Below are 14,397 nucleotides of genomic sequence, written 5' to 3'. Positions count from 1 at the left end.
TATCTTGTCCTTTCCATATGAGAGAGTATAGATTCCCCATTCCCCTCAAAATCCTTTTCCTCTTATTATTGCCAAAAATAGAGTCGTCATCCCTTCAATGGTTCAAGTGATTTTTACGGGAATCGTAATTTATTTCACGTATTTCGTTCATACTTCAATTGAATGGGGTGAAATGTATGGAAGTCAATGTAATGAGCTATAACATCCATCATGGAAAAGGCATCGACCGTAAGCTTGACCTAAATCGAATTGCTGAAGTGATAAGTAAAAGTAATGCCGATGTCATTGGTTTAAATGAAGTCGATCGTTATTTTTCAAAAAGAAGTATGTATGAGGATCAAATTAGCCTTCTAGCCAAACAATTACAGATGGATTATGTGTTCAGCCCCTCGATTACCTTGAAATCAAAAAATAGTGAAATCGCTCGTCAGTATGGGAATGCCCTTTTATCTAAATTCCCGATTCTAAAAAGTAAAAGCACTCAGATTCACGCTGCTTCTAAATTTAGAGAAGGCAGATCAATCCTCGAAACGGCCATAGAAATCGATCAAAAGCAGCTTCTTCAAGTACTCGTAACCCATATAAGCTTTAACCCATCTTCCCGTAAAAAACAAATTCAGTATATCCTTGATTTTGTTCAACATACTCCTCTCCCAACTGTTGTAATCGGAGACTGGAATATGATTCCGGGTTCAAAGAGCTGGAAAAAAGTAGCGCAGAAAATGCAAGATGTGTGGCACCTTTCCGGTAAGGCTGGCGGGTACACCTATCCATCCTATCGGCCAAGAAAACGGCTTGATTACTTGTTTATTACAGATGAGATAAAAGTCGTCGAAGCGGAAGTGATTGATATAGTACCCGATGCATCAGATCATTTACCCGTTCTCGCAAGATTAGAGATGATTTGATTTCAAATACTTTAAATTGATTTATCCACTGCGCTAAAAACATAGAATCAGTTGAAAAACGACCCCGTAGCTATAGACTACAGGGTCGCTCAATTTATATTTCAAAACTCATATTTTTCCCGTAAAAGATTTCATCCATTTCGAGCTGTAATTTTGCTGTTATTTCTTTTTGTTCAGATTGATCCAGTTTGTCTTTCGTATAGCCAAATAAGTAATTATTCAAATCAAACTCTTTGAGTTTGCATTTTGTATGAAAGATATGTTCCTGATAAATATTAACGTCAATCATATCATATTGGCTTTTGATTTCATCAGGTATGTAATTCTGGATTGAGTTAATATCATGATCTATAAATAATTTTTTTCCGTTAATATCCCTTGTAAATCCTCTGACACGGTAATCAATTGTCATGATATCTGTATCAAAGGAATGGATTAAATAGTTGAGTGCTTTGAGGGGAGAAATTTCTCCACAGGTGGATACATCGATATCAGCGCGAAAGGTACTGATTCCTTCATTGGGATGATATTCCGGATAGGTATGAACCGTAATGTGACTTTTATCAAGCTGTAAAACAACTGATTCAGGCAAAGGTCCTGGGGACTCTTCAAAGTGCTCTGTAGGAACTTCCACAACCGGTCCTTCTGATACTAATAAAGTAACACTCGCACCTTGAGGGACAAAGTCTTGTTTGGCCACATTTAATACATGGGCTCCAATAATTTCGGACACATGTTTTAATATATGAGTGAGTCTCTCAGCGTTGTACTGCTCGTCAATGTATTCGAGATACGCCTCGCGCTCTTCCCTTGTTTTTGTATAGCAAATATCGTACATATTAAAGCTTAAAGATTTTGTCAGGTTATTAAATTCATGAAGCTGAATCCTCTGTTCGGGTGTTAAAGTCATAAGTTAACTCCCCTTGTCTTGTTTGGTAAAATTGCACCTTCATTTCTTTAGGATGTGAAAATAGAGGACATTTATACAAAAAAGTATGTCTGCAACCTTCCTGGATGATTTTTAAAAAATAAGGGATTCTTTGTCTGATCCGGGATCAATGCAGGCCGATTAACAAATGTACAAAATGCTTATGCCTATCGTCTAAAATAGAATTCGAATGCATTTTCTATTTTTCTAACCATTCCAGCAAATAACTAGGCTGAAAACCTAAGTTTTCAGCCCCTAATCCACTCCTCTTGCTTTTTATAATTCATCAAATCCGTTTACCTCTGAAGCTTTTGTATATTGACGTGATTTTTGTTCAAAGAAATCGGTTTTTCCTAAATCTACTTCCTGATAGGCAATGATCCATTTGAGGGGATTCGTCCGATATCCTTCAAAAGGAGGTGCGAATCCCAATTGTTTCGCCCGTTTATTGGCCATGAATTTAATATAGGCTTCTAATTCGTGCATCAGAATGCCAGCGATTTTATTGCCAATAATGGTCTGACCCCATTCAATTTCAAGTTCTGCTGCGGCTTTAAATGTCAGGGTTCCAAATTCCTTTAGTTCCTCTGTATCATACTCAGGATTTTCCTTTAAGACTTCTTTAAAAATTTTTTCAAATAGCCCAACATGGATTTGTTCGTCTCGGTTGATATAATTAATCATCGTGCTGGTTGCCAGCATTTTTTGGTTTCGCGCCAAGTTATAAAAGAAAGCAAAACCTGAATAAAAGAACAGCCCTTCTAAAATAACATCATAAATAATGGATTTTAAAAGGTTTTCAACATTAGGCTGTTCGGTAAAGTCTTCATAGCCTTTTGTCACGAATTCATTTCGTTTCTTTAGAACAGGCTCGTTCCTCCAGTAGTCAAATACTTCATCTTGCTTATTCTTAGACACAATACTTGAAAGGACATAGCTGTAAGAATGATTATGTATCACCTCTTGCTGGGCGAGGATAATCATGAGCGCGTGCAAGCTTGAATCCGTTAAGTAATCCGCTACTTTACCTGCATAATCAGTTTGAATACTATCTAACAAAGCTAAGAGACCAATGACTTTTAAAAAAGTGTCCTGTTCTTGTTTCGATAAGGTCGGGAATTGCTTAATGTCTTTAGCCATGTTAATTTCAAATGGTGTCCAGAAATTAGCTAACATCGTTTTATATTTAGGATACGCCCATGGAAAACGGACGTCGTCCCAGTTTAATACGTTTGAACTTCTTCCATTAATGATCCCGGTTGAAGCATTAGGAGCAGTTTCATCCATCAGTTTTCTTTTTTGTACGATTGTCACGATTACCGTCTCCTTTTAGTTTCGTTATTGGCAGCTTTCACATTCCTCAATGACAGCACTTGATGTGGAGCGGACATAATACGTGGTTTTTAAACCAGAGCTCCAAGCATCCATATGGAGGTCTAATAGTGCTTTAGCTTTGATCTCGTTTGAGACATAAAAGTTAAAGGAAATCGATTGATCCACATGGCGCTGGCGTTCTGCATTTTGTTTTATACTCCAGTGCTGATCAATATGATAGGCCGATTTATAATACCATCTCGTTTTTGACGAAAGATCTGGTGCTGTAACAGGTATTTTATAATCCTTCTTCTCTTCAGAATATTCTTGCCTGAAGATTGGATCAATACTGGCAGTTGAACCAGCAATAATCGATGTCGATGAGTTTGGTGCGACCGCCATTAAATATCCGTTCCGAATCCCATGTTCCTTAATTTTCGCTTTTAAAGCCATCCATTTAGAAGAATCATAGTCCCTTTCTGAGAAATAGGCACCAGTTTGCCAGTCTGACCCCTCAAAATAAGGGTAAGCGCCTTTTTCTTTTGCCAGCTCCATACTTGCTTTAATTGTTAAATAGGCAATATCTTCATAGAGCTCGTCTGCATATTGAACCGCTTCCTCACTCTCCCAGCGGATCCCTTTTAAGGCTAATAAATGATGCCAGCCAAATGTGCCAAGTCCGATGGAACGGTATTTTTGATTTGTCAATTGCGCCTGTAACACAGGGATGGAATTGATATCAATAACATTGTCCAGCATCCTGACCTGAATGCGAATCAATCTTTCCAGCACATCATCCATCACACTTTTCGCTAAAGATATCGAGGATAGATTACAAACTACAAAATCACCCGGTTTTTTTATTATGATGATGCTGCCATCCTCTACTTTTTCCTCAGTAACCACCGTAGGGCTCATATTTTGCATAATTTCCGTACAAAGATTGCTGCAATAAATCATTCCTTTGTGTTTATTAGGATTGGCCCGGTTTACGGTGTCACGGTAAAACATAAATGGTGTGCCGGTTTCCAGTTGTGAAATCATTATGGCCTTAAAGATTTCAATTGCGGGTACCTTTTCCTTGGAGATAAGCGGATGGTTTACGCACTCCCAATATTTTTCCCGGAATGAGCCTCCCTCTGGGTTTTCATCAAAATAGTCCTCTAACGAATAACCCATTACCTTGCGTACCTCATGAGGGTCAAATAAATACCAATCTTCTCTTTTTTGGACTTGTTCCATAAAAAGATCCGGAATACATATTCCTGTAAAAAGATCATGGGTCCTCTGTCTTTCGTCACCATTGTTCAGACGTGTATCAAGAAAGGCAAAGATATCTTTATGCCAAACATCCAGATAAACCGCAATCGCACCTTGTCTTTGGCCAAGCTGATCAACAGAGACCGCTGTATTGTTTAACTGCTTCATCCAAGGAATGACACCTGAACTTACTCCTTTAAAGCCTTTAATGTCACTGCCCCGGCTCCGGATTTTTCCTAAATAAACGCCTATTCCGCCCCCATTTTTGCTCAAGGTGGCGATATCCGTATTTGAATCATAGATTCCTCTTAAACTGTCATCGACCGTATCAATAAAACAGCTCGAAAGCTGACCATAGCTTTTTCCGGCGTTGGCTAAAGTAGGTGTTGCTACAGTCATATAAAGGTTAGATAGTGCCCAATAAGCCTCCTGAATGAGTGCAATGCGTTTTTCTATCGCCTCGTTTTTCATAATCGTCATTGCAATCAACATAAACCGTTCTTGTGGAAGTTCATATATTTTTCCATCATGTGATTTCGCTAGGTACCGTTCTGCCAGTGTAACGATCCCAATGTATGTAAATAAATCATCTTTAGCCGGATCAATTATGTCTTCTAATTGTTTGATTTCATCCACCGAATAATGCTGCAGCAAGGATTCATCATAGATTCCCATGCCAATCAGCTCTTCAATTAATTGATAGAATGATCCATATTGCCGTTCTTCCTCATACTTTCGTGATTGCGCAGCTTTCCGGTAAAGGTTTTTTGTATAGAGGGCAGCTGCCACATACGTCCAATCCGGCTCTTTTGCAGTAATTCGTTCAACTGCGGACAAAATCATCCAGTCTATGATTTGTTCGGCAGTTCCATTTGAATCCAGCTGCAATAGCTGCAACATTTTCTCCTGGTATTCAGTGAAATCTAATTCAGGAAATTTATGAGCAAATTGGTTCAAACTCGTTTGCAATTCTTCTAAGGAATTTGTTTTTGGCAATGTTACATCTGACACTGTAAATAAAGTAGTCATGGTTTTCATGTTCCTCCTATTCATTCTTTAGTCGTGTAATTGTCTAGGTTCTAGAGCATGCCCCCGCCTTCCGATCGCAAATGAAATATACAGTCGTTTTAAGTTGGAATAGAAAATAAAAATCCCATCAAATGACGGGATTTAGTAACGATATTATTGTAGACAAAAAGAAATAGGAACCAAATCTTTTAATCTACCATCGTTCTATCCTCCCAACTCCCGAAGAAGATAACACGCTCTAAATAAGGCAGGTCTCCTGACTTGTGCTTTTACCTACTTTAAGGCCTTCCCATCCAAATATAGACAGTGGCATTTCCCTTATTTCGTCGCACTTACAGTTGCGGGTACAGTTCTGGATTTTCACCAGATTCCCTATTAAGTCCAAACTGGACACCTTATTTATTGGTATATCACTGTATATTGTATTGTAGTTAAAGAGCAGACACAAAATATTGTGCCTTCTTCTATTGATTTTAACTTAAAGGTACATAATTGCAAGATGAAATTTAGTAGAATTTAATAAAGTTCTGAACTTACTTTTGTTACTTAATTTTAAAATCTATTAGAGTCCCCAGACCAACACCTGTTACAATATGTCGAAAAGGCTTAGAAAACACCATAGTGTCTCTAAGCCTTTTCCCTTTAATTTAATGCATTAAACGCATTCAAATGTCCATGTCCAAAATAAGATTTTGCATCACCGCTTACAGGATCCACTGCTGTCTTGTAAAGTAGGTCTTGCAGCTTTGACGGTGACATTTTTCCGTATTTATCAACTAATAATGCTGCTACTGCTGAAACCTTTGGCGTTGCCATTGAAGTACCAACTGACCAATACCAGCCGCCACTTTCACTTGCACTTAAGTTAAATTCACCCTCAAATAGCCGTTTAGCTAAGTATTCATCCAATCTGCCTTCGTTTAAGTACTGCATATACAATCTGTAATCTCCACCTACTGCAGCAATATCAATAAAGTCAGGTCCGTAATTGGAGTATGCTGCCAAAACATCATTTGGACCAGTTGCAGAAACCGTCACAACTCCAGGAATCGTGCCTGGCACCTCGAAGCCCGCTCCTTCAAAGTATAAGCCATCTCCACCGTATTCTGCATTTAAAAAGTCAGTAACTTGACTTTTATTTGTCGCATTGATGCCATCATTACCAGCAGCTGCAACTACAAGAGAGCCTTTTGCCGTTACGTAGTTGACAACACGCTTGTAGGCTTTAAAATCAGCAACATCATTACCTAGATTTATTTTTTCACCCGTAACTGGATCTACATAAAAAGTCTGGCCAATGATATCAAAACCACCTAAGCTCATGGAGATTACGTCTACACCATCATTCGCAGCTTCTATCATTGCATCGAAAATCCAAGCTGATTCAGCAGAGCTTAAGCCAAATACACGGTACGAACGGATACCTGTGTCAGGAGCAACCCCTAGTATCGCTCCATTACCAGCAATCGATCCAGCAACATGGCTGCCATGGCCATGAATATCATCAAATGCATCTGGATCACCCGTTTCATATGGCTCAGTTCCGCGGAAACCGCCCGCTGGTACAAAGTTCTCAGAACCAGGCATTAAGTTCCCTGCTAAATCAGGGTGATCACGGTCAATTCCAGTATCAATAATTCCAACAACTACGTCATGCGAACCAGTACCTAAATGATAGCTAGCTCCGCCATTTGTGATGCGCTGGATATCCCATTGCATGCTCCACAATGCAGCATTCGCAGGATTCACACCGCTTTCAGCCGCTTTTTTACCTGACTGCTTCTTTTGTCCTTGTGATTGTTCTATTGAAAAACTAGTTTCATCGATTCTTTGTTCCTCAGGAAGAGTCCAAGAAATGGAAGGGTTTGCCATACTTACACCCGGCAGTCTTTTTAAGCTGGAAAAGGAAGAAGCTAAAGCTTTCACTTGTACAAAGCCAATTTCAGGTACTGCATAAACAACCTCTCCACCTAAATCCTCCACTTGCTTTTCAAAATCTGCTGGAATACTGTTTGTGTTAAATAATACGGAATAGTACCCCATTTCTGTACTTGATCCTGCTCCTGATACCCCTGGTAAGAAGGAAAATAATAGAGCAATACTTAGTACGATTGCAAATAATTTTTTCATCCCATTCCTCCTAAAAATGTAAAGTATGCAAAAATCCGAAATAGTTTTCTGCATACTTTATACTTAGCTAGGTTTATCCTCCAGTCCTTCATAAATCGTTCAACAATTTTATACAAAGTTCTACTATTTTCACTCAAGACAATTGTGGTAAAAAAATCATTCAATCAACTTTCAGCAGAAATTTTTTTCAAAAATGTAGCGAAACCGCCATTTGACCAGTCTAATATTGCGGAGGTGGTCAAATGGAAAGGCCTTTCCTAGAAAAAACGGACCTGCACTTCTCATCAAATCCTGCTGAAGCACTTGAACAGATGATGGATAAATACGGCTCCCTTGTGTTGAAGACTGCCTTCTTTTATGTAAAGGATCCGTACTTATCCGAGGATATTTGCCAAGAGGTGTTTATTCGTGCCTTTAAAAATTGGAATCAATTTCGTGGAGCCAGCAGTGTTAAAACTTGGTTAATTCGAATTGCGATTAATCTTTGCAAGGATAAAATCGGGATAAAAGCTGCAACAGCTGAGCGGCCAACTAGTCCCTTTCTACTGCAGGTTAATGGGTATGGACATGTTGAAGAAGAAGTATTACAGCGAATCAAGCAATCTGAAATTTTAAAACATGTTCTAGAGCTTCCAGCTCACTATCAAGAGGTTATGTACCTTTACTATTATCTTGATTTTTCTACAGCTGAAATAAGTACTGCGATTGAAGCACCCGAGGGAACCGTACGAGGAAGACTCCACAGAGCCCGGCAAATGTTAAAAGAGCAGTTAGAAAAGGAGGGATTAGCAAATGAAAGATCCGATTCATGACTTAAGAAAACAATTTAAGTCAGAAGCAGATCAGTTTTTGTTTCAAACAATTGAATTCACCTCCGATATGAAAGAAACGATCCGCCAAAATACTAGGGCAGAACAGCATTCCAAGAAAAGGAAATGGAATAACCTATTTCTCTATCTGGCTGCAGCAGCGATTCTTTGTTTTTCTTTATTGACTTTATCGTACATTACGATGACCAACCAGGCAGTGACATATCCTAATCCACAATCAGAAGAGCCACAAACTTTAAACGCTGATGAAAACAATGACATTACAAACCCGATCGCTGGTCATGGAGAGGAATCACAGGAATTGAGCTCCCCAAACGAAGTGAGAGAAGTTTTAGGTGATGCAATTCTCCTGCCTACCTATACTGCAGATGGCTTTGAACTTGAACAAATTAATGCTCAGGGCGAAAACAAGGTAATCTTCACCTACGTTTCTGCAGATCAATCATATTTAATCATGATTGAAAAAGCAGAAAACCAACAGTTCTTCACCAATTTTGAAAAAGTACAGATTCATCAAAAAACAGGATATTTGTACACAACCACTTATGATTCAGAGCTGCACTTTTACGCAAATGATTTTCATTATATGATCAGCGGTTTAATCAATAAGGATGAGGTTATCAAAGTGGCTGAGGGACTTCAATAAAATAAAGGGAGGAAATGAAAATGGTAAAAAGAACAAAAGTTTTATTTATTTTAATGGGGGGGTTCCTACTATCGTTTATTTTGATACAGCCATCATTTGCCAATACAGAGAAAATCCTGGAAAAACAGACTGAAATTGATCAATATCTGTTTGTCGATTATCTTGATGAATTGGAGGAAATGGGGATTCACGTAACTCATACCTCCCCAACTGAAACGTATGTCGAAATCGGAATTTCACCTTATTCAGAGGAACATGCAGAGTATCTTACAGAAATATTTGGTGCGGAGTTTGTAAAAGTTGTTGAAGGGAAGCAAGCTGTAACTTTAACTACCGGGACTAGTTCAGAGGACGTATCCCCTAATGCAGCAACCCATAATGAAGTTGAGGAAACATCAGGTGCTGCATCAGCAAGTGTTTGGTGGATAACTGGTATTACTCTCTTACTTGTGACAGTCGTATTGTTTTCCATTGTTCGCCGCAGGAAACAGACAGTTTCTTAAAATATATATCTTTCCAAATTAGATAGAACACTCAGTAAGTGTGAAAAAACACTATTAAATACCACTTAAATCGATACGATTTGGTCTTTTACGCTTTGCTGATAATCGACGGGATTACAGATGACAATCCTTATTTCCCCCATTTTTTAAGCAGCTGCTCAATTTCCTCTGCTTTTGTTATCCCTTCTTCATTGGGAGTTTCTAAAATAAAGGGAATATCATTTACAACGAAGGACTGTATGAGTTCAGTAAATTGGTCTTCTTGGATAAAGCCTTTGCCGAAAATATTAGCATGCCGGTCCTTGCCTTCTCCTGATGGATACTTACAATTATTTAGATGAATCACATATAAATGTTCAAAATAACCAAGCTCTCCCCCTTTTTCTGCAACCTCAGCCCAATTTTCACCGTTCCAAAGACCCGATGCATAAGCATGACACGTATCAAGACAAAAGCCAATTTTCTCTGAGTAATCACAAAGATTTCTTACCTGGACTAGCTCTTCTAAAGATGTGCCCATTGAACCCCGAACACCTGCGTTATTTTCCAACAGAATTTTACATTCTCCCTCCCACTGGGAAAGCACTTCATCTAACATTTCAATCATTAGCTGATAGCTCGATAATGGATCTTTTGGGTTGATCCGGCTGCCAAAATGAACAACAGTCCCTATCGCACCACATGCCTCTGAAATTTCCAGATCATTCAATAGCGAGTCAATAACCGCTTTTTTCTTATCTGGTGTTGGAGTTAAGCTGGTGGGATATGGAGTGTGGGTTACCGAAATAAGGTTTCTCTCTCTGCAAAAATCTTTACAGCTCTTGGCATCTAATGAATCATAGTCTTTTACCGATAAACTTCTAGGATTTTTCGGAAAAAATTGATAAGCTGAAGCATTTAATGAAATTGCATGCTTCGCGGCTCCTAAATAGCCATTGCGTATACTAATATGGCATCCAAGCCTCATATGCTTGCTCTCCCCAATTCATTTCTGGCACCCTCTGCAATAGAAGGTTTTTCTGGAAGAAATGTTGTCTTTAACGATAACAGATCCGCATCTTCCGCACCTTTCTCCTTCCCGATCATACACTTTAGTTTGATAGCCTCCTGTTTTCGTATCCCCCTTAAACAATGGAAGCTCCATATACCCGCCTTGCCGAAGTGCATCACTAAGAACACTCCGAATCGAATAATAAAGCTCTGCACCTTCATTTTCATTCAGGTTATTCAAATCCCGCGTTGGAAGTAATTTAGCTTGATAGCAAATTTCATCTGAATAACAATTACCAATCCCAGACAAAAAGGATTGATCGACCAATTTTGCTTTTAAGCGCCCTCTCTTCTTATTGATCAGTTTTATAAATAACGGCATTGTAAATGAATCAGCCAGTGGCTCTGGTCCTAAGTGAGAAAGCTCCTTCTCAATATCATTATTTGTAAATAAATGAAGGTAGCCTAAACGCAATCCTATAAAATAGAGATGTTGTTCCCCAAAAGAAACACGCACTTGAACCGTCCGCTCGGGCCGTTCCTCTTCGCGGCCGAAAAACATCCGTCCCCCTAGCATAAGGTGCAGAAGGAGCACATGGTTATTGTTTAAATGAAAAAGAAGATGCTTGGCTCTCCGTTCAATCCTTACTACTTTCGTTTGAATCACCAATTTAGAAAAATAATCAGGTGTAACATTAATCGACTTCTCCCGGTTAATCTCGACTTGTGTAATGACACGGTTTTTTAACTTTTGCTCTAACAATTGACGATAGTTTTCCATCTCCGGTAATTCTGGCATGATAAAGCCTCCAGTTAAAATTGTCTGTATTATTATGACCAATCAGCTCAATCAAAATAGAAATATTCCTGTAGTTTCGTAAAAATTTTTAAAAAAATGAAACAAATAGTAGTAGTAAGGCTTTAAATACAATAAAATAGGTAAAAAGAAGGGTTTTTTTTCTAATAAAATGGTACTTGATTTCATTATGTCTGATTACCTGAGGAGTCACATACATGGTTGATGCTGTAGTTGAGTTTTTTAAAGAATTTGGTTTGATCGGGATGTTCCTTCATTCTTTTTTAGATGCGATTATCTTTCCAATCCCCGCCTTTTTCCTTCAAGTTTCTTTAAGTATTATTGATCCCCAAAATGCAATTTGGTTAGCAACGGTTGGGTATATCGCTTGTTTGCTGGGAACACCAATCGGGTATTTAATTGGAAAGGTTTTGGGTGACTCCGTTTTATATAAAATCCTAAAGGAAAAATGGATTGAATCGGCTTCCGCTTTGTTTCATCGAAATGGTGAAGCCGCAATATTAATTGGAGCTTTTACACCAATCCCATTTAAAGTTTTTACGGTTTTATCCGGATGTTTCCATTTTTCTTTATGGAAATTACTTGCTTATGCTGCGATTGGCCGTGCTGTCAAATTCTATGTGGTAGGCTTTGCTTTCTATTTTTATGGAGAAGCTTCAGCCAATTTTGTCAAAGAAGAACTGACTTATGTGATGGGTGGAATTGCAGTTCTGCTTCTCATTGGATTTTATTTCAAAAAAAGAGGACAAAAGAAAAAAATCAATGTAATTTACCAAGAAAGCAAAGAAAAATCACTATAAAAAAGAAAAGATGTCTCGAATTAGTTCAAGGCATCTTTTGGCTAATTACTAGCTCTCTTATACAATCATCAAGTTCCTCAATTGAATAAATCACCATGTCTGGAATTAATTCCTCTGGCAATTCACCGACTCGACCCTTCGTTTCCTTTTTCCATTTTATCTTCATAAGTTCAATATATGCAGGTTCATGACTCCTTTTTGTCGGAATCATTTGTTTTACGGATGCTGGCAAACGCCGATCAACAAGTATCGATGGAATTCCCGCATGTTTGGCTATTTTAACATCATGGTCAATCCGGTCCCCGACATGAGCCACAATTTTTCCCTTGTTCCGAAGCAAATCGAACATTTTTACATCCGGTTTCGCATAACCCGCCATTTCTGGGGTGATAACGATATCAAAGAGGTCACTCAGCCCTAGTACATCCATTACCGGTGCCTGATATTTTAAATATCCATTTGTAGCCGCAGCTAATGAAAATCCCTTTGCTTTTAACCCTTTTAACACTTCTGTCACTGAATCCTCTAAAAGATAAACTTTTGAATGAATCGAATGCTTTTTGACTAGTTCTTCAACATTCATGTCTATTGATAATTCATGCTGTGCTAAATATTGAGCTACAATATCGTCCCAATCATAGGCTTCTAAAAATTGATTGCTATGCATTCTTCGGTTATGTTCAGCAATAATATCTTCTAATACATGTAAAGGTTGTGTTGTCTTTTCAAGGACGGTTGTTACAATTTCAGGAAACACCCAGTCCACAAACGGATTTTGCATGAGCGTTCCATCTAAATCAAAGGTAATCCAGAGGTTGTGCATTATTTAACAGCTCCTGACGTTCATCATTCATATTGCTAACTATTCGGAATTACCTCTTTCAATTCCTCTGTGAAAATAAAAAAGACTTAACGGATCTCTGATTACTCTATGTTACAATAAATCTGTTCTGTAAATAAGTCCAGTTCTGTGGAGCCGGTAATCCGAGCTGCCAGTAGGTGATACCTAACAATCGATATTGATCGACTAAATTGTATTTTTCCTGATAACTTCTAATATCTTCAAACCAAACAATATGTTCCTCCATTCCCTTCCAATACCGATACCATGGTGAGGCAGCTGCCTGATCGTATTCAATCACTGTGCTAGCAGAAATTGCCTGGTTTTGTGCCCCATTTACGGATAAAGCAGTAGTTGTATAATCGATTACTCTCCAATCATACCCATACAAAGGAAATGCAATTTGCACCTTGCGAGAATCAATCAAACTCGTTGCATACCGGACAACCTGGTACATCCACCACAGCGGGGCTACCGGATCAGGCGGACCTCCTGGATATCCATAATCAATCGTCATAACCGCTACCACGTCTGCAATTTCACCAATCACCTGATAGTCATAGGCACCTACGATCCGATTCGTTGGCAAATCTTCGGTTTTTGCATGGACATTAACATGTAGTATGCGCGTACCAAGAGCAGCTTTTAATTCGTTCAAAAATGTATTAAAATCTCTTCTTCGTGCTGGAGGAATAAATTCAATATCCAGTGAGACTCCGCCATATTCTTTTTCATTGACAAACTGTAATAAACTATTTATTAAATTTCTCCGATAAAGCGGATTAGCAAACACATTCCCTGCTAATTCAGCATCAAAACCCTCGGATGTAAAATTACGAATCATTAAGAGAGGTGTAACGCCAAGCCCGTTGCTTTCCCTGACGATCTCAGTATCATCTAATAACATGTAGGCATAGCCCTCTGCGGTAAACGAATAAGATACAATTGCCACATATGTAAGCAAATTTGATAAAGTCCGAAGAGTGGGTAAAGCGGATTGTGGTGAATATGGAATCATAAATCCTAGCGTTTCTATTTGGGGTTTTAACGGAGTTGGAATCAAAAGCCTTTGTCCAATCTTTAATTGACTCGGATCTATTCCGGGATTGGCTTGCAGTATAGCTATTGCCGTTGTATTAAATCGATTAGCCAGCTGCCAAAGCGTATCTCCTGCTTTAAGCATATAAGGTCTTACCTGAACAATTGCTTCGTCTGGAATGTAAAGCGCCAGACCAGGTATTATGGCATTCGCAGAAGGTAAACCATTTACTTCAACAATAGATGATACCGGAAGCTGATATTGATTTGCAATTTGCCATAAGGATTCTCCAGGTTGGACAACATGTACGGTCATTTGCTTTCACCCCTTGTTCCTAGTTTATGGTCTTAAATTAAGGAAAT

Annotated in this window: 13 protein-coding genes and 1 riboswitch; of the genes, 5 read left to right on the top strand and 8 right to left on the bottom strand. The window is 38.6% G+C overall.

Annotation, left to right across the window (positions count from 1 at the left end; translation table 11 throughout):
• Positions 1-176: 176 nt before the first annotated feature.
• Positions 177-908, top strand: a complete 732-nt coding sequence (locus MLE14_RS08315) for an endonuclease/exonuclease/phosphatase family protein (protein ID WP_243297898.1) — start codon at positions 177-179, stop codon at positions 906-908.
• A 94-nt stretch (positions 909-1,002) separates the two neighbouring features.
• On the opposite strand, the gene speD is transcribed toward MLE14_RS08315, so the two are convergent.
• The 4 genes from speD to MLE14_RS08295 all read right to left on the bottom strand — a co-directional run bounded on the left by speD (position 1,003) and on the right by MLE14_RS08295 (position 7,569).
• Positions 1,003-1,818 carry an adenosylmethionine decarboxylase gene (speD, locus tag MLE14_RS08310; protein WP_243297897.1) on the bottom strand — a complete coding sequence of 272 codons (816 nt, stop codon included), beginning with the start codon at positions 1,816-1,818 and terminating at the stop codon, positions 1,003-1,005.
• Between the two features lie 294 nt (positions 1,819-2,112).
• Positions 2,113-3,150 (bottom strand): ribonucleotide-diphosphate reductase subunit beta, encoded by a 1,038-nt coding sequence (locus MLE14_RS08305; protein WP_243297896.1) that lies wholly within the window; start codon positions 3,148-3,150, stop codon positions 2,113-2,115.
• 24 nt (positions 3,151-3,174) lie between these two features.
• Positions 3,175-5,448 (bottom strand): ribonucleoside-diphosphate reductase subunit alpha, encoded by a 2,274-nt coding sequence (locus MLE14_RS08300; protein WP_390628491.1) that lies wholly within the window; start codon positions 5,446-5,448, stop codon positions 3,175-3,177.
• Positions 5,449-5,668: 220 nt separating this feature from the next.
• Positions 5,669-5,852, bottom strand: a riboswitch (cobalamin riboswitch).
• A 229-nt stretch (positions 5,853-6,081) separates the two neighbouring features.
• Positions 6,082-7,569 (bottom strand): S8 family peptidase, encoded by a 1,488-nt coding sequence (locus tag MLE14_RS08295; protein ID WP_243297894.1) that lies wholly within the window; start codon positions 7,567-7,569, stop codon positions 6,082-6,084.
• Positions 7,570-7,811: 242 nt separating this feature from the next.
• On the opposite strand from MLE14_RS08295, the gene MLE14_RS08290 reads away from it, so the two are divergent.
• The 3 genes from MLE14_RS08290 to MLE14_RS08280 are packed head-to-tail and all read left to right on the top strand — an operon-like array spanning position 7,812 to position 9,548.
• Positions 7,812-8,381, top strand: coding sequence for a sigma-70 family RNA polymerase sigma factor (locus MLE14_RS08290; RefSeq protein WP_243297893.1), 570 nt, complete (start codon positions 7,812-7,814; stop codon positions 8,379-8,381).
• Complete coding sequence (locus MLE14_RS08285; RefSeq protein WP_243297892.1) at positions 8,362-9,045, top strand: DUF4367 domain-containing protein; 684 nt, start codon at positions 8,362-8,364, stop codon at positions 9,043-9,045. Before MLE14_RS08290 ends, MLE14_RS08285 begins: the two co-directional genes overlap by 20 nt.
• Before the next feature lie 20 nt (positions 9,046-9,065).
• Entirely contained in the window at positions 9,066-9,548 is a 483-nt protein-coding gene (locus MLE14_RS08280) for a hypothetical protein (RefSeq protein ID WP_243297891.1), read from the top strand.
• Positions 9,549-9,678: 130 nt separating this feature from the next.
• On the opposite strand, the gene MLE14_RS08275 is transcribed toward MLE14_RS08280, so the two are convergent.
• Together MLE14_RS08275 and MLE14_RS08270 are read right to left on the bottom strand one after the other, a co-directional pair.
• A complete protein-coding gene (locus tag MLE14_RS08275; RefSeq protein ID WP_243297890.1) occupies positions 9,679-10,515 on the bottom strand; it encodes a deoxyribonuclease IV in 837 nt (278 codons plus the stop codon).
• 18 nt (positions 10,516-10,533) lie between these two features.
• Positions 10,534-11,337, bottom strand: a complete 804-nt coding sequence (locus tag MLE14_RS08270; protein WP_243297889.1) for an Fpg/Nei family DNA glycosylase — start codon at positions 11,335-11,337, stop codon at positions 10,534-10,536.
• A 215-nt stretch (positions 11,338-11,552) separates the two neighbouring features.
• Here MLE14_RS08270 and MLE14_RS08265 point away from each other — a divergent pair, with 215 nt between their 5' ends.
• Positions 11,553-12,155, top strand: a complete 603-nt coding sequence (locus MLE14_RS08265) for a YqaA family protein (RefSeq protein WP_243297888.1) — start codon at positions 11,553-11,555, stop codon at positions 12,153-12,155.
• A gap of 25 nt (positions 12,156-12,180) precedes the next feature.
• Here the strand turns inward: MLE14_RS08265 and MLE14_RS08260 are convergent, their stop codons facing one another.
• Both MLE14_RS08260 and MLE14_RS08255 read right to left on the bottom strand, forming a co-directional pair.
• The gene (locus tag MLE14_RS08260; protein ID WP_243297887.1) at positions 12,181-12,978 is read right to left on the bottom strand and encodes an HAD family hydrolase; all 798 of its coding nucleotides are present in this window, start codon (positions 12,976-12,978) and stop codon (positions 12,181-12,183) included.
• Positions 12,979-13,084: 106 nt separating this feature from the next.
• Positions 13,085-14,350 (bottom strand): LysM peptidoglycan-binding domain-containing protein, encoded by a 1,266-nt coding sequence (locus tag MLE14_RS08255; RefSeq protein ID WP_243297886.1) that lies wholly within the window; start codon positions 14,348-14,350, stop codon positions 13,085-13,087.
• Between the last annotated feature and the right edge of the window lie 47 nt (positions 14,351-14,397).

It is taken from the genome of Bacillus litorisediminis, from assembly GCF_022808645.1.
Lineage (GTDB): Bacteria > Bacillota > Bacilli > Bacillales > JC228 > Bacillus_BF > Bacillus_BF litorisediminis.
Note: the sequence above shows the minus strand (reverse complement) of the source record. Positions and strands in the feature narration are given on the sequence as shown.